We start from the raw sequence: 26,143 nt of genomic DNA, 5'->3' as shown, positions 1-26,143 counted from the left end.
TGTTAATATCATTGAAATTTCGAGAGAGATTAAAATGGTAACAGTGTGGCAACTGATTCCGAAAGATACACCGTAGGGTGTATTTTTTTTATGCAAAATTTAGAATAGTGTAAATTGAGTAGAGAAGGATATTAGTATATGATAGAATAATATTGCAAATAAATTCAATTAAAAATTCTAAGTTATAAATTATAAATGAAAGATTAAAGGAAGAAATTCATTGATATGAATTTTAAAAAAGAGAAACTATAGTATTAGTTTTTTAACTAGATTTAGAATTATAAGTTTATAATTTGCCATTAATAAAAGTGCTTTGCACTTTTTTCAAAGGAGAAATTTATATATGATCGAGAAGAATAAGGAATATATTTTAGATATAATGTCTCAAGGGTATGAAGGCGAAGGAGTTGCTAAAATTAATGGGACTTTTCCTGTATTTATTCAGGGAGCTTTAGTTGGTGAAAAAGTAAAGGTAAAAATAATTAAAGCTAAGAAAAGTTATGCATATGGAAAGTTGGTAGAAGTATTAGAATCTTCTAGTGAAAGATGTACTCCAAAATGTGATGTATATAAGAGATGTGGAGGATGTAAGCTTCAGCATAGTACATATAAGTCTCAATTAGATTTCAAATATGAGAGAGTTAAAGATTGTATAGATAAGATAGGAAAGTTAAATCCTGATTTAGTAATGTACCCATTAGGAATGAATGAACCTTGGAGATATAGAAATAAGGTGCAATTACCTATAGGTTTAGTTAATGGAGAAATAAAGATAGGATTCTTTGCAGAGAGAAGTCATGAAATAATAGATATGCAAAATTGTCTTATTCAAGATGATATAGCGGATAAAGTAGTTGAATTAACTAGAGAATGGATAATTAAACATAATATAAAACCATATAATGTAGATGGCCAATATGATGATAGTGGAATATTAAGACATATAATGATAAGACGTGGATTTATAACTAATGAAGTTATGGTTGTTATAGTTACAAATGGAGATAAATTACCATATAAAGATGAGTTTGTATCTATGATTAGCGAAAACATACCAGGCATTAAAAGTATAATTCAAAATATAAATTCTAAACCTACTAATGTTATATTAGGGCTTGAGTCAAAAACTCTTTGGGGAGAAGATACAATATCAGATTATATAGGAGAGTTTAGGTTTAATATATCTCCATTATCATTCTTCCAGGTTAATCCTATTCAAACAGAAGTGTTATATTCAAAGGCATTAGAGTATGCTGAATTAACTGGAGAAGAAACTGTATTTGATGCATATTGTGGAACAGGTACTATAACATTATTCTTATCAAAAAAAGCAAAGAAGGTTTACGGGGTAGAGATAATACCTCAAGCTATAGATAATGCATGGATAAATGCTAAAGAAAACAATGTAGATAATGTTGAATTCTTTGTTGGTGAATCAGAAGTAGTCATTCCTGATTTAATAAACAAAGGTGTAAAATCTGACGTGGTAGTTGTAGATCCCCCAAGAAAAGGCTGCGATAAAAAATTATTAGATGCTATAAGTAATATAGATGCTAAGAGAATAGTATATGTAAGCTGTGATCCAAGCACTTTAGCTAGAGATTTAGCTATACTAGATCAAAACGGATATGAGACTAAAATTATTCAACCTGTAGATATGTTTCCTCATACTGCTCATATTGAGAACGTAGCTCTTTTAACTAAGAAGTAATTTAGAGATTTGATTGTTAATATAATCAAGGATAAGTTGTTCTAGCGAAATCTATTTAATAAATGATAGTATATAAGTAAATGGTATTAACATATAAGGGGGATGAATATGAAGTTATTGGCAAGTGACTTTGATGGAACACTATTTTTCCATAGTGAAAAAGATGATATGAGAATTAAAGATTTAGAGGCTATAAGAAAATTTCAAGATGAAGGAAATTTATTTGGAATTTGTACTGGAAGACATTTGAAAGGGATAATAGATCCTACAAGAGATAGAGTTAATTATGACTTTTATATAGTAAACAGTGGGGCAGTTATTTTAGATAAGAATAAAAATGTAATTCAAAAGAATATGATAAAAACTGAGGTAGCAAAGAAGGTTGTTAGTAAAATAGATAAGTCAGTTGAAGTTACATTTATTATAGATAATCAATTTTACGCAATTAATAGAAAAAATGATTGGCCTATGAGAATTATTGAAGTTTCATCGATGGATGAGATTAATGAATCGGAAATTGAAGGATTGTCATTTCACTTTAAAGATATAGATGAGACTACTAAGGTCTATAATGAGATAGTTGAAAAATATAATGATATAATTGATGTCTATCAAAATGTTAATAATCTAGATTTTGCTCCTAAAGGGTGCTCAAAAGGTAATGCTTTAAAAATGATAATGGATTATTATAAAATTGATAAAGATAATATGAATTGCATAGGTGACTCTTGGAATGATTTACCTATGTTTAAAAGTATAGAAAATTCATTTACATTTACTTATTCACCAGTAGATGTACAAAAAGAAACAAAACATGTAATTAATAATTTAGAAGAATGTATCTCTATCATTTTAGATATTCAACCATGTTAAGGCATGGTTTTTCATTTGTAATAATCAGCTTAGGGGGATTATATGATTGATAGAGACATTTATAGTATACTGTTCTTTATATATGGATTATCATTCTTTTCTTTAGGAATTTCAGCGCTTCAACAAAGAATTCTTAAAGATACAGATATTCCTTTGCTAAATTCTATTAATATATTAGGAGCCTTTGGAGTAATTCATGGGTTGGGAGAATGGTTGCTAATTTTTATTATGATAGATAAAAATAATAGTTTAGCTATGTACATGCTGTTCTTTGCAAATTTATTAAATTCCATATCATTTACTTTGTTATGGATATTTGGCACAAGACTTTTTAAGAGGAAGTATAACAGAATAAATTATTATAGATTTGTACCATTTATAGTTATGGGAATATGGACAATGTTATATTTATTATTTTACAAGTTTAAATACCATAATAATGTGGATTATATATATGTGTTTAGAGTTATTAGTAGATATTTTATTGGATTGCCAGCAGGGTTGACTGTTTGTATAGGACTTTATAGAAATGGTCAGATAATGAATAAGCTAAAGGCTAAGAAAGTAGTAATTAAGTTTAAAATTTTATCTATATCTTTTGGATTATACAGTATATTAGCGGGGCTAATAGTATCTAATGTTGATTTATATCCAGTTAGACTAATAAATACTGAAACCTTTTATTGTAGATATGGATTTAGATTAGAATTAGCTAGAACTATTGTGGCAGTAGTAATAGCAATATTATTTATAAATATAATAGATATTTTTATATGGGAAGCGGAATATAAAATCGAAAAGCTAACTAAACAAAAGCTGATATGGCAAGAAAGACGAAAAGTTGGATATGAATTGCATGATAGAGTTATTCAGGATTTATTTGCAAGTGGATTAGCTTTGGAAAGTATAATAGAAGATAAAGATGGAATAGAGAAAGAAAGTTTAATATGTATTAAATCAACTCTCAATAATGTAATAGGTGAAATAAGAGGATTTATTAGTAAATCATCATTAGAAAAGCTTGAAATTAATGATTTTAAAATTAAGATATCGGGACTTATTGAAAAAATGAGTAATATTAGCGATATGGAAATAAAGCTTAATTATAAAGTTTCTGAAGTAACTATAGGAAATTTATCATCAAATGCATTAGATCAGATATATTATATTATTCAAGAGTCAATTTGTAACTCAATTAAACATTCAAAAGGAAGTAAGATCTGTGTGAAATTACAGTCTACATTAGAAGAATTAGTGATAACGATTAAGGATAATGGGATTGGATTACATAATAATAACGTAAGAGAATATGGGCATTGTGGCATACTATCCATGAATGAAAGGGCTACATCGATTAATGGGGTATTAAATATTGATGGAAGAAAAAATGGAGTAACAGTTTGCTTAATAGTTCCGTGGGAGGATATAGAGGATGACAGATAATTTAATAAAGGTTCTATTGATAGACGATCATGATATAGTAAGATTAGGAATTAGAACTTTAATTCAAAAAAATGAAGATATGATAGTATGTGGAGAAAGTGGGACTTTAGAAGGTGGGTATAAGATTATTGAAGATATAAAGCCAGATGTTGTTTTACTAGATATGAAATTACCTGATGGTGATGGAATAATAGGATGTAGGACAATTAAAAAACTTTCACCAGAATCGAAGGTTATTATACTTACTGCTTATGGCGAGGATTCATTAATAGTAGAAGTTATTAAAGTAGGTGCTGATGGATACTTATTAAAAAATATAGATAGTAAAAAGATTATTTCATCTATAAGAGACGTTGCAAATGGTAATAAAATATTAGATCAAAAAGTCCTAAATAAATTTATTGACATGGTTAAAAATAAGGACAAAAATACTGATAATGATGATATTTTATTAACAAAACAAGAGAGAAATATACTAGAATTAATAAGTAAAGGTAAGACAAATAAAGAGATTTCAAGTGAATTGTATGTGGCAGAGAAGACAGTTAGAAACTATGTTAGTACTATTTTAAAGAAAATTAATGTAGATAATAGAACGGAAGCTGCTATGTATTGGGTGAGACAAAAGTCCCTATTTTAAGGGACTTTTGTCGTTTAATAAGGACTTTTGACAGGTACAAATTTAAAAATAAACAATGTAATATTAGTTATGGAAAGCAAAAGATTATTTGCAAGCATATTTGTATAATAATTAACAAAGGTGGTTCTAAAAGTAAAATAAATTTGAGAATTTAGAACAGTATTTTAGGGGGATAATTATGAAGAAGAGACTTATTTGTTTATTAATTATGAGTTCTGTAGTATTAGCTGGATGTGCAAAGACTGAAAGTGGAGAAGCTACAGGTACACCAACAGGAGTCGCTACTTATGAGGGTGTTGGACATGGTTACGGTGGAGAAGTTAAGGTTGCTGTTGAAATGGATGGACAAACTATAACAGGGATCGAGGTAGTAGAACATCACGAAACAGCTCCAGTAAGTAATAGAGCTTTACCAATAATAGTTGATAGAATAGTAGAAGCTAAAACTCCAGTTGTAGATAGCGTATCAGGAGCAACTTTCACGTCATTTGCTGTTAAAAGCGCAGTTGCTGATGCTTTAACACAAGCTGGTGTAGAGGTTGAAAAAATATCAATGGATACTAAAGGTCCAGAAGTTGAAAAGAAAGAATTAGAAGAAGTTAAGACTCAATTAGTTATCGTAGGGGGAGGTCCTGCAGGTCTTTCAGCTGCTATAGAAGCTAAAGAAAATGGGGTTGAAGACGTAATATTAGTTGAGAAATTAGATATATTAAGTGGTAATGGTAAGTTTGACATGAATTTCTTTGACATAATAAACACTGAAGCTCAAAAAGCAAATGGGGTTGAAGATTCAGTTGAAAAGTTTATAGAAGATAAAAAAGATTCAGTAGTTGATTCTATAGAACGTCTTACTGCACAAGCAAATGGTGCTGCAGAAGTAGATTCTTGGTTAAGAGGAATGGGAATAAATCTTAATTACAACTATGGTGGAAGAAACCACATGGCAGAAGCTGATGCTTATGCTGGAGAGCATATTCAAGATAACTTAGAAAAGAAAGTTCAAGAATTAGGTGTAGACGTTAGAACAGGAACTAAAGGTCTTGACTTAATAATGGAAGATGGAAAAGCTACTGGTATTAAGGTTGAATGTAAAGAAGGAACTTATGACATAAAAGCAGATGCTGTTATAGTAGCAACTGGTGGATTCTCTCATAATAAAGAGTTATTAGCTGAGTATGCTCCAGGAGCAGAAAGACTTGCAACATCTAACCAAATGGGTGCTACAGGAGATTTCGTTTCAGTATTCCAAGATCATGATATAAAAATGGATCACATGGATAAGTTAAGCGTATTTAAGCTTATAATAAGTGGAAGAAGAGATTTAACTGGTGCAGGAGATGGATTCTTATTAGTTAATAAAGCTGGTGAAAGATTTGTTGATGAAAGTGCTGCATCTATGGATGTAGGTAATGCTATATTAGATCAAGAAGGTGGAAAAGCATTCTACATTTATGATCAAAGATTATATGATTCATCTTACAGATTAAAGAAACATAATGATTTAGGATACCATGTAAAAGCTGATACTTTAGAAGAATTAGCTGAAAAATTAGGTGTTGATGCACAAGGATTAAAAGCGTCTGTTGAAGGATATAACAAAGGTGTAACTGGTGAAGCTGCTGATCCATTTAGAGAAAAGGCATTTACTGAAACATTTGGAGCAGAAGGTCCTTATTATGGAGTTCAAGTTGAAACAGCTATCCATATGACTAAGGGTGGAGTTGTAGCAGATGATAAAGCACAAGTTATAAACAATGATGGTAAAGTAGTAGATGGTTTATATGCTGCAGGTGAAGTTGTTGATACAAGTGGAGCTTATTCAGCATCAGTAATATTCGGAAGAATATCAGGAGAAGAAGCTGCAAAACATATTTTAAATAAATAATTTACAGTATTGAAAAGAGTATGAAGGCAATTCATACTCTTTTTCATTATGATAAAGAAATGAGATGTGTTGTGACAAAATGTTAATTTAATAATTAACGATGATGATATTTTAATAAAAATTTATATAAAAAGAAGTATAAATCTAAATTTAATATGAAGAGATAATGTGTTCTAAGTGGAAAAAAAGTTGACTTTGTCGAATTATATGATAATATAAATTGTGAAATGCGTTACAATTATTTGTTAATGATTTAACGTAAATTAAAGAAAAAAGGTATTTTTTAGGGGGAACAAATGAAAAAAATTATTTGCTTAGTAACAATGGCTTCTTTATTATTAGCTGGTTGTTCAACAACTAACAAAGGAGCTAAGACAAGCCAAGGAACTGGACACGGTTATGGTGGAGAAATTAAGGTTGAATTATCTACTGAAGATGGAAAGATAACAAATATTAATGTTGTATCTAACCATGAAACTTCAGTTGTGTACGACAGAGCTTTACCAATATTAACAGAAAGAATAATTGAAGCTCAAAGCCCGGTAGTTGATAGCGTATCAGGTGCTACATTTACATCATTTGGTGTTAAGAAAGCTGTAGCTGAAGCTATGAAAGAAGCTGGAATTGGAGAATACGAAATATCATTCGATACTCAAGGGCCTGCAGTTGAAAAGAAGGATTTAGAAGAAGTTAAAACACAATTAGTTGTTGTAGGGGGAGGTCCTGCTGGTCTTTCTGCTGCTATAGAAGCTAAGCAAAACGGCGTTGAAGAGGTAATAGTAATAGAAAAATTAGATATATTAAGTGGTAATGGTAAGTTCGATATGAACTTCTATGACTTAATCAATTCAGAAGCTCAAAAAGCTAACGGTATAGAAGATTCAGCAGAAGCTTTAGTTGCTGATTTAAAGGCTGAAGGTGCTTGGGATACAGATGAAAGATTAATGGCTCAAGCTGAAGGCGAAATGGAACTTGATCAATGGTTAAGAGCAATGGGAATAAACTTAAACTATAACTACGGTGGAAGAGGTCACATGGCAGAAGCTGATGCTTACGCTGGTGAACATATCCAAGCTAAGATGGAAGAAAAGGTTAATGAATTAGGAATAGATGTTAGAACAGGAACTAAAGGTCTTGATTTAATAATGGAAAATGGAAAAGCTACTGGTGTTAAGGTTGAATGTAAAGAAGGAACTTATGACATAAAGGCAGATGCTGTAATAATGGCAACTGGTGGATTCTCTAACAATAAAGAGTTATTAGCTAAGTATGCTCCAGGAACAGAAAGATTAGAAACTTCCAACCAAATGGGTACTACTGGTGACTTTATTCCAGTATTTGAGGCTAACGATATTAAGTTAGAAAAGATGGACAACATAAGAATATTCCCTAATATAATTAGCGGAAGAAGAGATTTAACTGGTGGTGGATCTACTATATATGTTAATAAGAACGGTGAAAGATTCATCGACGAAACTAAAGGTGGATTAACTTTAGGTAATGCTGTATTAGATCAAGAAGGTGGAGCATTCTACATATACGATCAAGATTTATATGAAAAATCATACAGATTACAAAAACACAACAACTTAGGATATCATGTTCAAGCTGATACTTTAGAAGAATTAGCTAAAAAATTAGGAATAAATGCTGAAAACTTAGTTAAGACTATTGAAACTGCAAACAAAGCTGTTGATGGTGAAATAGCTGATCCATTTAGAGAAAAAGCTTTAGGTGATAAGATTGATAAGGGACCATACTACGGAGTTAAATTCGAAGCTGGTGTTCATATGACTAAGGGTGGAGTTGCTGCTAACGAAAAGGCAGAAGTATTAAACAATGACGACCAAGTTATTGAAGGTTTATATGCTGCTGGTGAAGTTGCTAACTCAAGTGCTGCTTACAGTGCATCTGTAGTATTCGGAAGAATATCAGGAGAAGAAGCTGCAAAATATATCTTAAAATAATTATAAAAGCATAGATTTTAAGCTGTAATATAAGAGTGTTGAAATTTTATTAAATATAAAATTTCAACGCTCTATTTTTATAATATTGAATTTGTAAAATGTATTATATTATTCTTATAATAAGTAGAAGGTAGTAATGTTACAGAGACTTTGATGTCAGTAGATGTTGGATTTACAGCATTCTAAGTATAAAATTAATTGGAATTTAATAAGTATTATATTAATAATAAATAATTGCCACGCTCATATTTGAGGTGATTTAATTTACTAAAATATTGATTATTAATTACAAAATATGGTTTAATATAAACAAATAATATTTAATAAGTAAACTTTAATTATATAAGAATTAGATTTTATATTTGTGTAGGTGAGATATGAATAGCAAACGAGAGGATGTTCATGAAGCATTGTTAGAAAGTTTTAAAAAGTTAATATTGAAAAATAATTTTGATAAAATAACTATTAAAATGATTACTGACGGGGCAGGTCTTATTAGACCAACATTTTATAATCATTTTGCTGATAAATATGAAGTTTTAGAACAGATATGTTATAACGATATATTTAAAGGTAGTGAAATGCTTATAAATAATAAAATGCCATATGAAGCTATTCATTATATGTTTTCAAGGATAGAAAATAACAAGGAGTTTTATCTAAAAGCAATAAAAGTAACTGGACAAAATTCTTTTGAGGAAATAATAAGCAGTAATCTAACAAATATGTTTAAAGAATTATTTGATCAATATGGGAATAATCCAAGAAATTATGAGGAACAGTTTTCTATAGATGATATAGCTGAATATTATTCAAGAGGATTAACTTTTATAATAAAGAGATGGATTGAAGATGGAATAAAAGTATCAGCAAAGGCTTTAACTAAAAAATATGAGATATTAGTTACTAATTCATTAGATGACATCATACATAAGAGGATTGAATGTACTAATAGGGAAAAATTGACCATCAAAGATAATACAATTTAGTGTTTTTGTATATGGACGGCTACAAAGCCGTCCTTTTGTTTATTTTTAAATACATTTTAAAGAAATCATATGTATAGAAAATAGAGGGCTCTATCTATAATGAAATGGAAGGGAGTGATTAGATGAGATGAGTTTATGGGAAGTTATTGTTGTAGCCATTGGATTAGCCCTTGATTCAGTTACGGTAACTATATGCAGAGGATCTAATCAAGGAAAGTTAAAGAAATCAAATGCTGTTATAGTAGGTATTATATTTGGTGTAATTCAGACTTTGATGCTAATTATAGGAATGTTAATAGCTATATTTCCTATGCTAAACATAGAAAATCAAAAGATAATATCTATGAATCAATGGTTTTCAGCAATTATTTTATTTTTCTTAGCTTTTAGATTATTTAAAAATTCATTTTTGAATACTGATATAGATGAGAGGCGTGAAGAGTTTTTTGGTTATAAAGCTAGTGTAACCTTAGCATTAGCAACAAGTATAGATGCATTTATGTTAGGGGTTGGATTAGGATTATTACAAACTAAATTTGTAAGTACTATACTTATTCAATTTATAATAACAGCTATATTAGTAGCTTCTGGATTATGGGTAGGTTATTGTATCGGTAATAAATATAAAAAGCAGATTGATACCTGTGGAGGAATTATATTGTTAAGCATTGGTATAAAGGTAATTTTAAATTATTTTCAAATTATTTAAAGGAGAGGTATTTATATGATAAGTCCAAAATTTAAAATTCAACAATTAGCTATAAAGCAAGTTTTAGGATATTTAAGGAAGGACCCTGAAAAGAATTTACCAAAGGTTGTATCATGGCTTAGAAAATTTGATACTGAAAATTTATATAGTGCGCAATATGATATGGTGGATGAATACTTAAAAGATCAAAATAACAACTGGACAAAACTAATGTGTAATTTAGTTAATAATGTAGATCCTAATATTGTTGAAACTGTATTTACTAACTTTTTATTAAATGCATCAATAAAAGGATGGTCAGTAGTTGCACAAAGTAAGGAAAAATACGGGTATGAAACACCATTTACAATATTAGTAGATCCAACTACAGCTTGTAATAAAAAATGTATAGGGTGTTGGGCTGCTGATTATAATAAAGCATTAAATCTAAGTTATGAAGAATTGGACAAGTTATTCAATGATGGTAAAGAGTTAGGGATATACTTTTATATAATGACTGGAGGAGAACCATTAGTTAGAAAGAATGACATACTAAAGTTAGCTAAAAAACATAATGATTGCGTATTTATGTTCTTTACAAATGGTACATTAATAGACCAAAAGTTCTGTGAAGACTTAATAGAAGTTGGTAACTTGGTACCTACTATAAGTGTTGAAGGCTTTGATGATGCCACAGATGATAGAAGAGGAAAAGGTTCATGGAATGATATTATGAGAGCTATGGATCTAATGAAATCTAATAGAATACCATTTGGATTCTCAACATGCTTTACGACAGCAAATTGTGACAGCGTACTATCAGAAGAATTTATAGATCTAATGATGGATAAGGGGGCATATTTCTCTTGGTATTTTACTTTTATGCCAATAGGATGCAAGACAGATACATCATTAATGGCAAACCCAGATCAAAGAGAAAAATTATATAGAACTATAAGAGGATGGAGAGAGAATAAAGCTATATTTAACATGGATTTCTGGCATGATGCAGAGTATGTTGGTGGATGTGTTGCAGGGGGAAGAAGATACTGCCATATAAATGCTAATGGTGATGTTGAACCTTGCGTTTTCTGTCATTATTCAAATGCTAACATAAAAGAAGTATCTTTACTTGAAGCTTTAGGACAACCTTTATTTAGAGAGTATCAAAAAAATCAACCATTCAATTGTAATCAATTTAGGCCTTGCCCAATACTAGATAATGCACCTAAGATTGCAGAAATGGTTAAGAAGTCAGGAGCTAAGTCAACAGAATTTATAGATCCAGAGGATGTAGATGATTTATGTAAGAAAACTATAAACTATGGATTGACTTGGGCTAAGAGAGCAGAGCCATTATGGAAGGAAAATGTAGAGAGTAAAAATAAAGGCAAATTAGTATATGAAAAAGAAGTTGATAAAAATGATGTTTTAGAATAATAAAAATTAAATAATAATTTTTATATGTGTATATCCATAAATACTATATAAAAAAATAAAAAATCACTTCTATATAATTTAGAAGTGATTTTTTAAGTTATTATGCATTTTCTAAAACAGCTTCTGTGCTGTTATAAATTTCTTCGTCTAAAGCATTTTCTGATTTAGCTACTACTACAGCTGTTGCAGCATCTCCAACTACATTAAGTGAAGTTACAAGCATTTCTACTGGTCTGTTTATAGCTAGTATTAATGAGTATGCAAGTAATGCAGCATCATTTTGGTATCCCATTCCTGTTAATACTGTGAATAGTATTATTGCTCCAGCACCAGGGGCAGCAGGTGTACCTATAGAAGCTATAAGAGCTAATAATGATATTATTGCTATATTTCCAACTGTTATTTCATATCCAGCGCTTGAAGCTATGAATATTGCAGCTATAACTTGCATTATTGCAGTACCATTCATGTTTATAGTCATTCCTAATGGTAGTGTGAATGAAGCTATTTCTTCACTTACTCCTAATTCTTCAACAGTTGTTTTTGTATTTAAAGGTAATGATGAAGCTGATGAAGAAGTTGAGAATCCAAATAAAGCAACTTTAGAAATCTTCTTAACAAATATAAATGGATTTAATCTAGCAGCTATTAATATGAATAGAGCATATCCAAATACTAAGAATATTAATAATGCAACTACAACTGTTACTACGTAAGCTAAAGCTGGTTTTAAATGTTCAACACCATATATTGCAAATGTTCTAGTTATAAGAACGAATATAGCTATTGGGCCAAATTTAGTTATTACAAATGATAAGAATAAAGTTATTATTTGATTTACGTCCTCTAATAATTTCTTTAAAACTTGAATTTGACCTTCTAATTTATTTAAGCAAAGTCCAGTTACAACAGCTAAGAATACTATTGAAAGTATTCTTCCGTTTTGAGTAAATACTGATGCTATATTATTTGGAATAGTTTGTACAAATACTAGTAATGGATTGCTTCCAGTTGAACCTGTTTGAGAAGCTATGTTTTCAATACTTACGTTAAAGAATCCAAGCTTATGAGCTGTCATTCCAAATATACCAGCAAGAATTAAAGCAAAAACAGATGTAGCTAAGAATCCTAATATAGTCTTATAAGATATTCTACCAAGCTTTTTAGTATCAGTAATTCTACACATAGCTAAAGCTATTGATGTAAATACCATTGGTACTATTACTAATTGAAGAGAGTTAACGAAAAGTTGTCCAAGGATGTAGAATATACCTATAGCATCATTAGCTCCTTCAACACTTATATCTTGGAATAATATTTTGTTTATAGTTTGCCATAATCCAGCATTTCCGTTAGCTATTAAGTTTTCTCTTAATAGAAGAAATCCAGTTCCTACTATTAATCCGATTATAAGAGATATTGCCATATTTATGGCTAATTTATTAGAGTTATTCTTTTTAGTTTTTATGTTCATAATGTCCTCCAAGTTTATGTATTTTATAGGACACCATAAAAAAAGCCTTAATATCCTTTAAGATATTAAGGCAAAATATACTGAAGTTTAATTTTACTATATAAAAATAGTAAAGTATTAATTAATTTATAAACCGTACTTTTCCTTATTAGTCTCTCAGGACTATCTTAAAGGTATCCTATTGATAACAATATATAATAGGTTTTTAAAAGTGTCAATAATATTTTAAAACTATATTTAATATCAGTTGTAAACTAAAGGAATTTGAAGAATAATATATTTATAGAAATATTAAATAAGAAGGGAGAAGAAATGAGTTTTTTATATAAGTATTTTAAGAAATATTATAAGATGTTTTTTTTAGCAGTAGGCTGTGTAATGCTTGAAGTTTTATGTGACTTACTTCAACCTACATTAATGTCTATTATAATTGATAGTGGTATTTCTACGAATGATATGAATATGGTTTTAAAGTACGGATTTATAATGATTGGAGTAAGTATTTTTGGAGCCTTTATAGCTATCAATAGAAATAGATTTGCAACCACAGTTGCTCAAGATTTTGGAGCAGAGCTTAGATTAGATGTATTTAATAAGATACAAAGCTTTGATTTCGATAACATAGATAAATTTGAAAGAGGTTCATTAATAACAAGGCTTACAAATGATGTAACTAATATACAAAATTTTATATATGGCTTAATGAGGATATTTGTTAGAGCACCTTTGTTAGCTATAGGATGCATAATAATGTCTATAAGATTGGATTTTAAGATGGCATTAATAGTATTAACTATAGTTCCAATAGTAGGTGGATTAATATATTTAAATTTAAGATATGGGTACCCTTATTTCCTTAAGGTTCAAAGAGCTATAGATAAGGTAAATGGAGTTATTAGAGAGTATCTGAGAGGCGTAAGGGTTGTTAAAGCCTTTAATCGTTTCGATTTTGAAGAAGAGAGATTTGAAAATGTTAATGATGATTTGACTTATAAATCTGTAGCTTCTATGAGATTTATGGCTGTATTTAATCCTATAATTACACTTATAGTAAACGTAGCAATAGCTATTATAATTTGGAGTGGAGCCACAAGAGTAAACTTAGGAACTATACAAGTTGGTAAGGTAGTAGCTTTTACTAATTATATGACACAGCTTTTATTTGCATTAATGGCAACGTCGATGATTTTTTCAAGTCTAATACGTGCTAAAACTTCATCAGAAAGAATTAATGAGATATTCTTAGAAGAAAATAATATTAAAGAGGTAAAGGATAAAAAATATAATTATTCAGAAAAAGGAAATATAAAATTTGAAAATGTTACATTTTCATATAAAGGATTAAAAGGTGATCCTATAATTGATGATATATCATTTGCTTTAGAAAAAGGTATGACATTAGGTATTGTAGGTTCTACAGGAAGTGGAAAAACTACATTGGTAAATTTAATTCCTAGATTTTATGATGCTAAGTCAGGAAAGATATTAATTGATGGAATAGATATACGAAATTATACCCTTGAAGAATTAAGAGCTAAGATTTCAATAGTTCCACAAAAGACAGTACTTTTTTCAGGAACTATAAAGGAAAATATAAAATGGGGTAAAGAGGATGCAACAGACGATGAAATAGTAGAAGCATGTAAAATTGCAGATGCTGATTCTTTTATAAGTGGATTTAATAAAGGATATGAGTCTATTGTTGGACAAGGTGGCTCAAATCTCTCAGGAGGACAAAAGCAAAGGATAGCTATAGCTAGAGCTCTTATAAAAAGACCAGAGATATTAATATTAGATGATTCCACCTCAGCATTAGATACAGATACAGAATATAGAATAAGAAAATCATTAAAGGAATACTCAAAGGATATGACAACAATATTAATTGCTCAAAAAGTTTCTTCTGTAATAAATGCAGATAAGATAATTGTATTAGATCATGGGAATATTGTTGGAGAGGGTACCCATGATGAATTAATGAGTAATTGTGAAGTTTATAAAGATATTTATAAATCACAGCAATAAGTGAGGTGAATAAAATGCCCAATTATAAGACTTTTGCTTCAGGAACATCTAAAGCAAGTAGATTTATGAGTAATAATGAAAAACCTAAAAATTTAAAAGATACATTATCTAGGTTATGGAGATTATTTGGAAAAGAAAAAAGATTTTTTATACTAATATTTTTATTAATAGCAGCGGATACATTAATATTACTTTTAGTTCCTTATTTAATAGGAAAAGCTGTAGATGTTATATCAGTTGGTGTTAATAATGTAGATTTTACAATTGTAAAAAGAATAATTTATATATTGATATCTGTTTATGTTATTGATAGTAGTATAAATCTTATGCAGGGACTTTCCATGGCAGGTATATCTCAAAGAATAGTAAAAAATATAAGAAAAGGCTTTTTTGATAAGCTTCAAAAATTGCCTACATCATATTTTGATGCTAATTTAAATGGGGATATTATGAGTAGATTAACTAATGATATAGATAACATTAGTACTACAATATCATCTTCAATATCAACTCTTATGAGTAGTTCAATAAGTATAATAGGTTCATTAATAATGATGATTTTATTAAGTCCTATATTAACTATAGCAGGACTTATTACTGCGCCATTAGTTCTTATATTATCAAAAACTATTGCTAAAAGAACTAAGATATATTTTAGGGAGCAACAAGTTGCTTTAGGAAATTTGAACGCACATATTGAGGAAAGTATTTCTGGATTAGAAGTTATTAAGGCTTTTAATCATGAAGAAAAAATAAAATCTACTTTTGAAGATTTAAATAAAGATTTAAGAATAAAGGGATATAAGGCACAAATTTGGACTGGGTATTTAATGCCACTAATAAATGTAATAAATAATTTTGGATTTGCATTAGTAGCTCTATTAGGAGGAATTTTAGCTGTTAATAACATGATAACAATAGGTATAATTGCTTCGTTTATAAGTTATAGTAAACAGTTTGTAAGACCTCTAAATGATATTGCAAATATATTTAATACGTTGCAATCAGCATTAGCAGGAGCAGAAAGAGTATTTGAAGTATTAGATCAAAAGGAAGAAATAGAAGATAAGAAAGAATGTAAAGAGTTAGCAAATGTAAGAGGAAATGTAGAGTTTAAGGATGTAAGCTTTGGTTATAATGAGGATAATATAGTATTACATGATATAAGCTTTAAAGTTGAAGAGGGTAAATCTTTAGCTATAGTTGGAGCTACGGGATCAGGGAAAACTACAATAGTAAATTTATTAACTAGATTCTATGAAATAACTAAAGGATCAATAACTATTGATGGAGTTGATATAAGAGATTATTCAAGAGATAGCTTGAGAAGCAACTTCGGGATAGTACTCCAGGATACCTATTTGTTTTCTGGAACTATAAAGGAAAATATTATGTATGGAAAAGAGGATGCAACAGATTTAGAAATAATATCTGCAGCAAAGATAGCCAATGCTCATAAGTTTATATCAAGGCTACCAGATGGGTATGACACAGTTCTTTCAGAAGGTGGTAGCAACTTAAGTGCAGGACAAAAACAATTATTAGCCATAGCTAGAGCTGTATTATCAAATCCTTCAATATTAATATTAGATGAGGCAACTAGTAATGTAGATACTAGGACAGAGCTTAGAATTCAGCAAGCTATGCTGAATTTAATGAAAGGGAGAACAAGCTTTATAATAGCTCATAGGTTAAGTACGATAAGAGATGCAGATAATATTATGGTTATAGAAGATGGAAGAATAATTGAATTTGGAAGTCATGAAGAACTTATTGCTAAAGGCGGAAAATATTATAATTTATATATGCTTAATAAGATAGGATAATTATAATTGTAAAATATATTTATATAAATGGGATATTAGTCGATAAAGGACTATAAGTAATTTGAACTTATAAATATTCTAGGAATAATCTAGTATAGAGAACGTTTTAGAGGGAATCTATGGGTAAAATAATAGATATCACAGATATCTTAGCTTTAAGAAAAGCTGTTAGGATACTAGAGTTATTAGATAAGGATTATGATTATGATTTACTTAAAGCCCATCCTAATATATGTAGAGAGATAGTAGTGCTTTTCGGAAAAGAGTTAGATAAAAGTGAAAATAATAATAATGAATATTTATTATAACTTACTTAGTGATGAACTACACTATAAAAGGTTATAAATAAAAAAGAGGCATAATGCCTCTTTTTTATTTATTAGCTAATACCTAATATGTGATTTATTTCATTTTTGTAAGCATCTGCTTTTGCACCGAAGATAGCTTGAACTCCGTTACCAACTTCCATAACACCGGCAGCGCCTAAAGATTTTAATTCATCTTTGTTTACTTTAGCTTTATCTTTAACTTCAACTCTTAATCTTGTGATACAAGCATCAACAGATACTATGTTTTCTTCTCCACCTAAAGCAGCTAATACAGCTGGAGCTTTTTCAGCTATTTCACCTTTACCAGTAGATGTAGCAGTAGCTTCTGTGTTTCCACCCTTTGAAGCTTGGAAATCAGCTTTAGTGTAAAGTTTAGTTTCTTCTTCGCTTTCATCTCTACCTGGAGTCTTTAAGTTCATTTTAGTTATCATGAAGTAGAATACGAAGTAGTAAATTACTGCATAAACTGCACCAACAACTAATACCCAAATCCAGTTAGTAGCAACACCTGCACCTGCTGGAAGTAAACCGAATAATGCAAAGTCGATTACACCACCAGAGAAAGTCATACCTATAAATACATTGAATATATCCATTAACATGAATGATAAACCAGCTAATACTGCGTGAACTACGTATAATACTGGAGCAACGAATAAGAATGTAAATTCTAATGGCTCAGTTATACCAGTTAAGAATGAAGTAACAGCAGCAGCTAATAATAAAGAACCAACAACTTTTCTCTTACTTGGAAGAGCAGCTCTATACATTGCAAATGCAGCAGCAGGAAGACCAAACATCATGAATGGGAATTTACCAGCCATGAATCTTGTAGTACCGCTAACTATATTACTCATTGTTGCTGCAGAAGCACCTACTAAATCAGTCATACTTGATAATTGAGCAAAGTAAGCAGTATTAGCACCAGCTATAGTTTGAACTGATCCGTTTATTAAAACTTCAGCTTCAACGAAAGAACTAAACCAGAATGGAGTATAGAATACGTGATGTAAACCAAATGGTATTAATGATCTTTCGATTAAACCATATAAGAATGTACCAGCAGCACCAGCATTTCTAACAAAATCAGCTATAACTGAAATTCCATCTTGAACTACAGGCCAAATAAATGCTAAAACAGCACCAACTAAAGCTAGAACAATTGAAGTTATTATTGGAACAAATCTTGATCCAGAGAAAAATCCGATTACTGGAGGGAATTGTACTGTATGGAATCTATTATGTAAACTTGCAGTAACAATACCAGCTATAATACCACCGAATACTGACATGTTTAATGTGAATATTCCAAGGTTAGTAGTAACGTAAGTACCATATTCACCAACGTTATCTGGAGTTAAAACTCCTAATTGAGTAACACCTAATCCTAAAAGTGTTGAAATAACTTGGTTCATAACTATGAATCCAAATACTGAAGCTAACGCAGCAGTACCTTTATCTTTTTTAGCAAGACCAACAGCAACACCAACAGCGAATAATAGTGGTAAGTTACCAAATACTATGTCACCTATATTTTTCATAACTGTTAATACAGCAGTAACTGCTGGAATACTAACAAAAGATATTAATGGTTGATAAACTGCTGGTGGGTTTGATAAACCACCGATACCTAATAATGCACCACCAACACCAAGTAATATACCGGCTATTGGAAGAGCAGCGATTGGAAGCATTATTGCTTTACCGATTCTTTGTAAAAATTGCATCATTTTATTATTCCTCCTTAGACAATATTATTATATCCATTTTAAAAAGTTATAATTATAATTAATTAAAGTATTACAATAGCCTTAAAAAAATAAAAAGGCCTAAATATCTATAAATATACATTTAAATATAAAGAAAATATTAGTATTTCTCTATAAGTAATATTTATACATATCTAAGCCTTGCCTGCATAACCAGTAACACGCTAATTATTTAATTTACGAAAATTATACTATCATAGAGAAAATACTTTGTAAAGGTTTTTTTAAAAATTTATAGTTGTATTTTTAAGCTATTATGATTATTTTGTGTGCTATTTAAAGCTATATCAATATAATGCTTTATAAAAGGTGAAGAAGATGTCTTTAATAGATTAAATCCATTTGACGATACTATTTCATCCCATGATATTGATTCAGAATCATCATTATATTTAAGTCTAATATTACAAACAGTCTCACACATAGATTTAATTTCTTCTGATGTATAATCATTACAATAAGATAAACCATTAAAATTTTGATTATAAACAAACTTTATAAATGCTTTTCTTGAATCAGATTTAAATGAAGAATTAATCTTATTCATATCTACTGATGATGTGGCATATGATAAAGAATTATCTTTACTAAATTTAGCAACTCCATATTTTTGAGGATACATGGCTAAGGAGCTAGTTGCTATATCTTTTACAATATGATTATCCAAAGTAGAATCATTTATACTTTGAAAGTGAATATGACCACTAAAACATAAAGTTATATCATTCTTTTTAAAAGCGCTTAAAATTTCATCATTATTGTCTATAGTGAAGCCATCGTAGATATAATTACTGTGATTAGTTATATTATGGTGAGATACAGCTATTATTTTAGCACTATTATCTTTTGCTAACTTTCCACAATGGTTTATCCATTTTAAGGTTTCTTTTGAGATGAAGCCATTAACTTCAGGATAATTCATAGAGATATTATTTTCATATAAGTTATCATCTAACATAAGTATATAAAGATTATCAGATGGGGCTAATAAATAGCTTAGTGAAGCTTTATCTTTTGATATAGCATCATTAAATCCGAAATCTTTATAAATATCTATAAAGTCTTCTTTAGATATGTAGTCTGTTTTTAACATACTTTCTCCTTTGAACTCACGCGCCCAAGGGTTATTTATATCATGATTTCCTGGTATAACATATATATTTACTCCAGAAGCTTTTATCTCAGAAAGCTTTTCTGACAAATCTAAGTGGCTTTGTTTTTCACCATTTAAAGTCAAATCACCACTTAAAATTAGAAAGTCAGGTTTATTAACTTTCACTTCTTTAGAAAATTGGTTTACTATATCGTTTATATGTTCAATTTGCTTTCCATCTCCACTTTTATTAAATTTATTAAAGGCTGGCCCGTAATCTGTTAGTTTGTTAGATAAATAATGAATATCGCTAGCTATATAAAATGTTAACTCATCTTTGCACTCTATATTGTCTGTAAAAGATAATTTTGAAGTATACTGTGAATAAGGTTTTACCATAATATATATTATGATTATTATGGTTGAGAAAAATAGTGGAAGGTAGAAACTTTTAAGATTTTTCATAGCTATCTCCTTTAAATAAAAGTATTTAAAACTATATTTTCCCAAAGGAAGTAATATTATTAGTAGACTTATCAATAAATAGAATTTTCCATAAAATAAAATTTGTAGTATAATATAAACCATATAAATGAGAGGAGTGCGTATATGTTGTTATTTGAATTAAACAAAGATGAAGCAAGAGCTTTTATGAGAGTAATATCTGAATTTGTAAGTATAGATAATAAGATTAAAAGAGAAGAAAAATCAATAATAGATAAATATATAAGTAAATTAAATGTTAGTAAAGAAGAGATAGATGGACTTTCACATAAAGAAGCTATGGAAGTATTAAATAGATCAGAAGAAAATATTAAGAAGATGGTATATTTCGAACTTTTAGGGGTTGCCTTAATTGATGGAGATTATGAAAATTCTGAAGTTGATTTCTTAGAAGAAGTCGCAGAAAAATTCAATATCTCTAGATCTCTTAAAATAGCTTTAGCTAATTATTATTTTGATATTGATAATATGAAAGATAAGTCAGAAGAAGAAGCAAAAGAGAGGTTAATAAAAATTTTAAATTAGAATAAAGTTGCTATGGTAGAGTTTATATTTAATTTACCATAGCAATTTTTTATATATTTGTTTAAAAATAAATAATTATACACGTTAATATAGTAAGTAATTTATATAAAATAACTACTTGCATAAATAAGATGATAATATGCATAAATAATAGTGCAAAAAAACTTAAAATAATTCTTTATAATCCCGAAAAAATTTGATATTCTAATTTATGTTGTTAATAAGCTAAAATGAATAATTATGTAATAGATAGCTTATCTACAAATTATAATTTGGGGAGATGAACAAATGAAAAAGTTTGATTTTAAGGCTGTTGATTGGAAGTCAGTAGCAAAAGAGTATTTCATAATTACTTTAGGATTAATTTTAGTAGCTATAGGTATAGAGTATTTTTATGCCCCTAATAACCTAGCAGCTGGAGGAGTAAGCGGATTAGGTATAGTAGTAAATCACTTTGTACCATTTTTAACGCCAAGTGTATTTTGTTTCTTTGTTAATGTATTATTGTTTATTCTAGCATTCTTTTTAATTGGAGGAGATTTTGGAATAAAGACACTTTATGGAACATACGGATTAATTTTTATAATGTGGTTTATAGAAAAGTTTTTAAATCCTACGGCATTAACAAATGATTTAATGTTAGCATCTATTTTTGGACCAGCTATAATAGCTTTTGGTATGGCGCTAGCATTTAATGCAAATGCATCTACAGGTGGAACAGATATAGTAGCAAAACTATTAAACAAATACACAACATTTAATATAGGAATATCATTAATAATAATAGATATATTAGTTACTTTGTCAGCAGCTGTTGTTTTTGGACTTGATACAGGATTCTATGCATTTTTATGTGTTATATTAAATGGATTCTTAATAGATAGTTTTATTGCTATGTTTAATAAGACAAAGCAAGTAACTATAATAAGCGATAGAAACGAAGAAATATCTAAGTTTATAATAGAAACTTTAGATAGAAAATGTACTTACTTTAAAGGAGCAAGTGCAAATAGTGGAGAATCTAAGGAAATAATTTATGCAATAGTAAAACAAAAAGAGTTAAATAAGTTAAAAGACTTCATAGATAAGGTTGATGAAAAAGCATTTATAACAATAGGACAAGTTGACGAAGTAAGGGGTAGTGGTTTCCCTAAATTAGAAGGTGTTTAACCTTTTTATAAATAAGATGTAAACTAATATTTAATAAAATATTAAATATGAAGGATTAGTGAAGACTTCCAACAACATTCTATTGAGTGTAAATAAAAATTAATATAGAATAAACCTATAATATCTAGGAGGAGTAAACAATGCAAGTTTTTATAGTATTAGCACTTTTAGTAGCAGCAGTATTTGCATCATATAAATTAGCTCTAGAAAAACAGCAAAATAAAATAATATGGCCAGCAATTACTTTATTAATTGGACCTGGAATATTTATAATTCAATATTTAGTATCAGTTTTTACAGATAAAAGAAAAATTGCGTAAATAATAGAAAGGAAAAGCAGATGTTTGTACAAAAGCTTTTCCTTTTTTATTAGTTATACACAAATACGTTTTAAATATAAAATTTGTTGTTAGTAATATTGAAAATTTGTTTAATATTAGAAAAATAATTAAAAGTTATCCACAGAAAGTAGCCTTATAATTAGGGAAATTTCAATAAAAAGGCAAAAAAGAACTAAAGTTCTGTTAAAACTGTTAAAAGTTATCCACAAAATGTGGATAAATATTAAAAACTGTTGAAAACTTTATAAAATTTATTGACACAATATATTATGCATAAAAAGTAGACAAACCCTATATAATGGGTTTCGTTGAAAAAACACATAATTTGTTGCATAATGTAAATTAATAAAAAACACAAATTACAAAGTTATCAACAGAATCAACACTATTGTGGATAAAAACTGTGGATAAGCATTGATTTTGTGAATGATTTCTATTTAAAATCTAATAAAAAATGAAAAGTTGTGGATAACTATTATTAATTCATAGCTTTTTAATTCTATAATTAGACAAATTTAGTATTTACTATGGAGGAGAAATTTATGAAATATAATAAGAATATTTTAAAGGCTGAGTTTATAAATAGGCCTAATAGATTTCATGCTAATGTTATTGTTAATGGAGAAGAGATAAAGGTTCATGTTCCTAATACAGGACGTTGCAGAGAAATACTTGTACCAGGATGCACAGTATATTTGAGAGAAGAAAATAATCCTACTAGGAAGACCCCCTATGATTTAGTAGCAGCTCTTAAAGGAGATATGCTTATAAGTATAGATTCTCATATACCCAATAAGGTTGTTGAAGAAGCTCTTAATAATGGCAAGGTTGAAAAGTTAAAGGATTATACTAATATATTAAGAGAAAAAACTTTTGGTAAAAGTAGATTTGATTTTAAGATATCAAAGGAAAATGGGGAAGAGTATTTTTTAGAAGTTAAGGGTGTTACATTAGAAGATGAAGGATATTGTAGATTTCCTGATGCACCTACAGAAAGAGGGGCAAAACATCTTTTAGAATTAGTTGAAGCTAAAAAGCAAAGATATGGTGCTGGTGTTATGTTCTTAATACAAATAGAGGATGTAGAAAAATTTTCACCACACGATGAAAGAGATCCTAAATTTGGAGAAGCATTAAGATTTGCAGCAAATAATGGAGTTGATATTTTTGCTTATAGTTGCATTGTTACAGAGGATGGAATAGAGATAAATAAACCTATTGAAATAATTCTTTAATTAATGATATATTTATAAAAAAAATAGTGTAAAATTTTTGAGAAAGTACTATAAAAAATATATATTATAAGAGTATAATATGATTAGTTATAAATGTATAAGTAAAATTTTTGATTGAGGTGAATTTGGTGACAAAGAAGATTAAAAATGTACCTGAAATTAAGGGAGTATTAAGAAGTCATGTAGTAGAGGTTCCACCTTGTATAAGAGATTGTTCAGGTATTAAGATATTTGGAAAAAGAATAAAATCACTATTATTTACAACTGATGTTGCAATAATAAGAAACACAAACGCAGATGCAATAATTGCAGTATATCCATTTACTCCACAACCATTAATTACTCAAGCTTTAGTTATGGCGGCAGATGTTCCAATATTCTGTGGTGTTGGAGGAGGAATAACTCAAGGTAAAAGAGTAGTTAACTTAGCTTTAGATGCAGAGTTTAAAGGGGCTATGGGAGTAGTAGTAAATGCACCGACTTCAAATGATATATTGAGAAAGATAAGAGAGACAATTGATATTCCAGTTATAGTAACTGTTGTATCTGAATGTGAAAATATAAGGGAAAGAATAGAATCAGGAGCAACTATATTAAATGTATCTGGTGGTAAGGATACAGCTAGGATAGTAAGAAAAATAAGAGAAGAGTTCCCTGACTTCCCAGTGATGGCTACTGGAGGCCCAACAGAAGAAACTATAAGGGAAACTATAGAGGCTGGAGCAAATGCTATAACATATACACCAGCTCCTACTGGAGATGTAATGAGCGAACTTATGGACAGATATAGAGGGGTTTAGGTCGCTACGCGAGGTGAAATGTTTTTCTTACGTAAAAGGGGAAATGTCAGCTTCGCTGAGATGAGAGGTTTGAATTATGACAAAGGTTAAAAGTACATTTAGGTTAATAAAGTGACTTATAATATTGTGACAGATGGCAAATTTGATTTTATATTCAATTTGCTGTTTGTCTTTATTCATTTTACTTTAATTAAAAGGAAATAATTTTGAAACAGAAATGACATAAATATAGTATAGAATTATTGTAAAATAATATTATAAGCTAATTTGTTTTGCTTTATAGAGTATTTATTACTACTTAATTTGGTAAAATAATAGATTTAACTAATTAGTTGTGCTATACTGTAATATAACTGAAAATCCAAATTTTAATTTGGCTATTTGAAGTTACTCCTATGAGCGTATGCGAATAGTAAGTTTTGATAAAAAATCCAAAGTCATATTGGTAAATTTATAGTTACTCATTTATTATGTGTTAATAATAATGTTTATCTATAAATAATTATATATAGGGAGTATTCTATATGGGTAGAGAATTTTTTGTTGTTGATAGAATAGAAGGAAAAGCTATTGTATTAGAAAGTTATAATGGGGAAATAATCGTAATAGAAGAAGGAAAAGTTAATAAGTTGCCTAATGAGGGTGATGTATTAATAAAGGATAATGATTTCTTTTATATAGACAAAGATGAGACAATAAAAAGAAAAGAAAAAATAAAAAATATCACGAAAGGTATATGGGCTTAAATATGGATGAATTCAATAATAATGATGTATATATACATGAAGAAGATAATAGTTCTAATGTAGATAACAATGTTGAAAATTCAAAGCTAGAAAAGCGTAGTGATAGGAATGCTAAGAAAAAGGAGAAGACTGGTTTCTTTTATGATTGGGTAGTTCCTATACTTATAGCTGTAGTTTTAGCTGTATTAATAAATAAGTTTATAGTGTTTAAAGTTAAGATACCATCAGAATCTATGGTTCCAACTTTAAATGTAGGTGATAGACTATTTGTAACTAGGGTATATAATCCTGAAAATTTAGAACGTGGAGATGTAGTTGTATTCCATTCTGATGAAAAAAATGAAGATATGATAAAGAGATTAATAGGAAAGCCGGGAGATACTATAGTAATAAATGATGGAATTGTTACAGTAAATGGTGAAACTCTTTATGAGAACTATATTGGAACACCAGATAAATTTAATGGGACATACGAGGTTCCTGAGGGACAATACTTCTTTTTAGGAGATAATCGTTTCTTCTCAAGTGATTCAAGATATTGGGATACTCCATATATAGATGGTAGTGATATTATGGGAAAAGCACAATTGAAAGTATATCCATTTGATGATTTTGGTATGATTAAATAATGTTAAATTAGGGAGAAAACATATGAGTGAAAATGGACCAA

The 26,143-nt window shown here is 29.0% G+C and carries 22 protein-coding genes; 19 read left to right on the top strand and 3 right to left on the bottom strand.

What is annotated here, in order from left to right:
• The first annotated feature begins 343 nt into the window (after positions 1-343).
• The 9 genes from rlmD (at position 344) to H8S20_RS15755 (ending at position 11,636) form a co-directional block, all read left to right on the top strand.
• Entirely contained in the window at positions 344-1,711 is a 1,368-nt protein-coding gene (gene rlmD / locus H8S20_RS15795) for a 23S rRNA (uracil(1939)-C(5))-methyltransferase RlmD (protein WP_186860693.1), read from the top strand.
• A 108-nt stretch (positions 1,712-1,819) separates the two neighbouring features.
• Positions 1,820-2,584 carry an HAD-IIB family hydrolase gene (locus H8S20_RS15790; protein ID WP_186860692.1) on the top strand — a complete coding sequence of 255 codons (765 nt, stop codon included), beginning with the start codon at positions 1,820-1,822 and terminating at the stop codon, positions 2,582-2,584.
• A gap of 42 nt (positions 2,585-2,626) precedes the next feature.
• On the top strand, positions 2,627-4,027 hold the full coding sequence (locus tag H8S20_RS15785; RefSeq protein ID WP_186860691.1) for a sensor histidine kinase: 1,401 nt from the start codon (positions 2,627-2,629) through the stop codon (positions 4,025-4,027).
• Positions 4,017-4,667 carry a response regulator gene (locus H8S20_RS15780; RefSeq protein ID WP_186860690.1) on the top strand — a complete coding sequence of 217 codons (651 nt, stop codon included), beginning with the start codon at positions 4,017-4,019 and terminating at the stop codon, positions 4,665-4,667. The genes H8S20_RS15785 and H8S20_RS15780 overlap by 11 nt, the downstream gene beginning before the upstream one ends.
• Before the next feature lie 178 nt (positions 4,668-4,845).
• Positions 4,846-6,552: an FAD-binding protein gene (locus H8S20_RS15775; RefSeq protein ID WP_186860689.1), complete on the top strand. Its 1,707-nt coding sequence runs from the start codon at positions 4,846-4,848 to the stop codon at positions 6,550-6,552.
• A gap of 296 nt (positions 6,553-6,848) precedes the next feature.
• A complete protein-coding gene (locus H8S20_RS15770; RefSeq protein ID WP_186860688.1) occupies positions 6,849-8,519 on the top strand; it encodes an FAD-dependent oxidoreductase in 1,671 nt (556 codons plus the stop codon).
• Positions 8,520-8,896: 377 nt separating this feature from the next.
• Positions 8,897-9,508, top strand: coding sequence for a TetR/AcrR family transcriptional regulator C-terminal domain-containing protein (locus H8S20_RS15765; protein WP_186860687.1), 612 nt, complete (start codon positions 8,897-8,899; stop codon positions 9,506-9,508).
• 127 nt (positions 9,509-9,635) lie between these two features.
• On the top strand, positions 9,636-10,217 hold the full coding sequence (locus H8S20_RS15760; protein ID WP_032120319.1) for a manganese efflux pump MntP: 582 nt from the start codon (positions 9,636-9,638) through the stop codon (positions 10,215-10,217).
• Positions 10,218-10,232: 15 nt separating this feature from the next.
• Positions 10,233-11,636, top strand: a complete 1,404-nt coding sequence (locus H8S20_RS15755) for a radical SAM/SPASM domain-containing protein (RefSeq protein WP_186860686.1) — start codon at positions 10,233-10,235, stop codon at positions 11,634-11,636.
• Positions 11,637-11,736: 100 nt separating this feature from the next.
• Here the strand turns inward: H8S20_RS15755 and H8S20_RS15750 are convergent, their stop codons facing one another.
• Positions 11,737-13,110, bottom strand: coding sequence for a dicarboxylate/amino acid:cation symporter (locus H8S20_RS15750; protein ID WP_032120317.1), 1,374 nt, complete (start codon positions 13,108-13,110; stop codon positions 11,737-11,739).
• Positions 13,111-13,422: 312 nt separating this feature from the next.
• Here H8S20_RS15750 and H8S20_RS15745 point away from each other — a divergent pair, with 312 nt between their 5' ends.
• The 3 genes from H8S20_RS15745 to H8S20_RS15735 all read left to right on the top strand — a co-directional run bounded on the left by H8S20_RS15745 (position 13,423) and on the right by H8S20_RS15735 (position 17,269).
• Positions 13,423-15,135, top strand: coding sequence for an ABC transporter ATP-binding protein (locus H8S20_RS15745; protein WP_186860685.1), 1,713 nt, complete (start codon positions 13,423-13,425; stop codon positions 15,133-15,135).
• Positions 15,136-15,149: 14 nt separating this feature from the next.
• Positions 15,150-16,961: an ABC transporter ATP-binding protein gene (locus tag H8S20_RS15740; protein WP_186860684.1), complete on the top strand. Its 1,812-nt coding sequence runs from the start codon at positions 15,150-15,152 to the stop codon at positions 16,959-16,961.
• Between the two features lie 119 nt (positions 16,962-17,080).
• Positions 17,081-17,269 carry a hypothetical protein gene (locus tag H8S20_RS15735; RefSeq protein ID WP_186860683.1) on the top strand — a complete coding sequence of 63 codons (189 nt, stop codon included), beginning with the start codon at positions 17,081-17,083 and terminating at the stop codon, positions 17,267-17,269.
• Positions 17,270-17,340: 71 nt separating this feature from the next.
• On the opposite strand, the gene H8S20_RS15730 is transcribed toward H8S20_RS15735, so the two are convergent.
• Together H8S20_RS15730 and H8S20_RS15725 are read right to left on the bottom strand one after the other, a co-directional pair.
• Positions 17,341-19,020 (bottom strand): PTS transporter subunit EIIC, encoded by a 1,680-nt coding sequence (locus H8S20_RS15730; RefSeq protein WP_186860682.1) that lies wholly within the window; start codon positions 19,018-19,020, stop codon positions 17,341-17,343.
• A gap of 271 nt (positions 19,021-19,291) precedes the next feature.
• Complete coding sequence (locus H8S20_RS15725; RefSeq protein ID WP_186860681.1) at positions 19,292-20,617, bottom strand: metallophosphoesterase; 1,326 nt, start codon at positions 20,615-20,617, stop codon at positions 19,292-19,294.
• A gap of 144 nt (positions 20,618-20,761) precedes the next feature.
• Here H8S20_RS15725 and H8S20_RS15720 point away from each other — a divergent pair, with 144 nt between their 5' ends.
• The 7 genes from H8S20_RS15720 to lepB all read left to right on the top strand — a co-directional run bounded on the left by H8S20_RS15720 (position 20,762) and on the right by lepB (position 26,102).
• Positions 20,762-21,181, top strand: a complete 420-nt coding sequence (locus H8S20_RS15720; protein ID WP_186860680.1) for a hypothetical protein — start codon at positions 20,762-20,764, stop codon at positions 21,179-21,181.
• A gap of 288 nt (positions 21,182-21,469) precedes the next feature.
• Complete coding sequence (locus H8S20_RS15715; RefSeq protein ID WP_032120311.1) at positions 21,470-22,351, top strand: YitT family protein; 882 nt, start codon at positions 21,470-21,472, stop codon at positions 22,349-22,351.
• Positions 22,352-22,491: 140 nt separating this feature from the next.
• Positions 22,492-22,671: a hypothetical protein gene (locus tag H8S20_RS15710; RefSeq protein WP_032120310.1), complete on the top strand. Its 180-nt coding sequence runs from the start codon at positions 22,492-22,494 to the stop codon at positions 22,669-22,671.
• A gap of 563 nt (positions 22,672-23,234) precedes the next feature.
• Positions 23,235-23,927 (top strand): DNA/RNA nuclease SfsA, encoded by a 693-nt coding sequence (gene sfsA, locus H8S20_RS15705; RefSeq protein WP_186860679.1) that lies wholly within the window; start codon positions 23,235-23,237, stop codon positions 23,925-23,927.
• A gap of 128 nt (positions 23,928-24,055) precedes the next feature.
• Complete coding sequence (locus H8S20_RS15700; RefSeq protein ID WP_436231601.1) at positions 24,056-24,727, top strand: beta/alpha barrel domain-containing protein; 672 nt, start codon at positions 24,056-24,058, stop codon at positions 24,725-24,727.
• A 524-nt stretch (positions 24,728-25,251) separates the two neighbouring features.
• Positions 25,252-25,473, top strand: a complete 222-nt coding sequence (locus H8S20_RS15695) for a DUF3006 domain-containing protein (protein WP_032120307.1) — start codon at positions 25,252-25,254, stop codon at positions 25,471-25,473.
• The gene (gene lepB / locus H8S20_RS15690; protein WP_243177710.1) at positions 25,464-26,102 is read left to right on the top strand and encodes a signal peptidase I; all 639 of its coding nucleotides are present in this window, start codon (positions 25,464-25,466) and stop codon (positions 26,100-26,102) included. Before H8S20_RS15695 ends, lepB begins: the two co-directional genes overlap by 10 nt.
• Positions 26,103-26,143 lie beyond the last annotated feature (41 nt).

It is taken from the genome of Clostridium hominis (assembly GCF_014287825.1).
GTDB classification, from domain to species: Bacteria; Bacillota; Clostridia; order Clostridiales; family Clostridiaceae; genus Clostridium; species Clostridium hominis.
This window is presented reverse-complemented; position numbering and strand designations above follow the sequence as displayed.

What these genes read in the sequence shown, in the direction of transcription:
- H8S20_RS15745 (WP_186860685.1), top strand. Translation starts at nt 13,423, where the DNA reads ATGAGTTTTTTATATAAGTATTTTAAGAAATATTATAAGATGTTTTTT.
- H8S20_RS15765 (WP_186860687.1), top strand. Translation starts at nt 8,897, where the DNA reads ATGAATAGCAAACGAGAGGATGTTCATGAAGCATTGTTAGAAAGTTTT.
- H8S20_RS15785 (WP_186860691.1), top strand. Translation starts at nt 2,627, where the DNA reads ATGATTGATAGAGACATTTATAGTATACTGTTCTTTATATATGGATTA.
- H8S20_RS15720 (WP_186860680.1), top strand. Translation starts at nt 20,762, where the DNA reads ATGTTGTTATTTGAATTAAACAAAGATGAAGCAAGAGCTTTTATGAGA.
- rlmD (WP_186860693.1), top strand. Translation starts at nt 344, where the DNA reads ATGATCGAGAAGAATAAGGAATATATTTTAGATATAATGTCTCAAGGG.
- sfsA (WP_186860679.1), top strand. Translation starts at nt 23,235, where the DNA reads ATGAAATATAATAAGAATATTTTAAAGGCTGAGTTTATAAATAGGCCT.
- H8S20_RS15755 (WP_186860686.1), top strand. Translation starts at nt 10,233, where the DNA reads ATGATAAGTCCAAAATTTAAAATTCAACAATTAGCTATAAAGCAAGTT.
- H8S20_RS15740 (WP_186860684.1), top strand. Translation starts at nt 15,150, where the DNA reads ATGCCCAATTATAAGACTTTTGCTTCAGGAACATCTAAAGCAAGTAGA.
- H8S20_RS15695 (WP_032120307.1), top strand. Translation starts at nt 25,252, where the DNA reads ATGGGTAGAGAATTTTTTGTTGTTGATAGAATAGAAGGAAAAGCTATT.
- H8S20_RS15750 (WP_032120317.1), bottom strand. Translation starts at nt 13,110, where the DNA reads ATGAACATAAAAACTAAAAAGAATAACTCTAATAAATTAGCCATAAAT.
- H8S20_RS15790 (WP_186860692.1), top strand. Translation starts at nt 1,820, where the DNA reads ATGAAGTTATTGGCAAGTGACTTTGATGGAACACTATTTTTCCATAGT.
- H8S20_RS15725 (WP_186860681.1), bottom strand. Translation starts at nt 20,617, where the DNA reads ATGAAAAATCTTAAAAGTTTCTACCTTCCACTATTTTTCTCAACCATA.
- H8S20_RS15760 (WP_032120319.1), top strand. Translation starts at nt 9,636, where the DNA reads ATGAGTTTATGGGAAGTTATTGTTGTAGCCATTGGATTAGCCCTTGAT.
- H8S20_RS15770 (WP_186860688.1), top strand. Translation starts at nt 6,849, where the DNA reads ATGAAAAAAATTATTTGCTTAGTAACAATGGCTTCTTTATTATTAGCT.
- H8S20_RS15710 (WP_032120310.1), top strand. Translation starts at nt 22,492, where the DNA reads ATGCAAGTTTTTATAGTATTAGCACTTTTAGTAGCAGCAGTATTTGCA.
- lepB (WP_243177710.1), top strand. Translation starts at nt 25,464, where the DNA reads ATGGGCTTAAATATGGATGAATTCAATAATAATGATGTATATATACAT.
- H8S20_RS15715 (WP_032120311.1), top strand. Translation starts at nt 21,470, where the DNA reads ATGAAAAAGTTTGATTTTAAGGCTGTTGATTGGAAGTCAGTAGCAAAA.
- H8S20_RS15775 (WP_186860689.1), top strand. Translation starts at nt 4,846, where the DNA reads ATGAAGAAGAGACTTATTTGTTTATTAATTATGAGTTCTGTAGTATTA.
- H8S20_RS15780 (WP_186860690.1), top strand. Translation starts at nt 4,017, where the DNA reads ATGACAGATAATTTAATAAAGGTTCTATTGATAGACGATCATGATATA.
- H8S20_RS15730 (WP_186860682.1), bottom strand. Translation starts at nt 19,020, where the DNA reads ATGATGCAATTTTTACAAAGAATCGGTAAAGCAATAATGCTTCCAATC.
- H8S20_RS15735 (WP_186860683.1), top strand. Translation starts at nt 17,081, where the DNA reads ATGGGTAAAATAATAGATATCACAGATATCTTAGCTTTAAGAAAAGCT.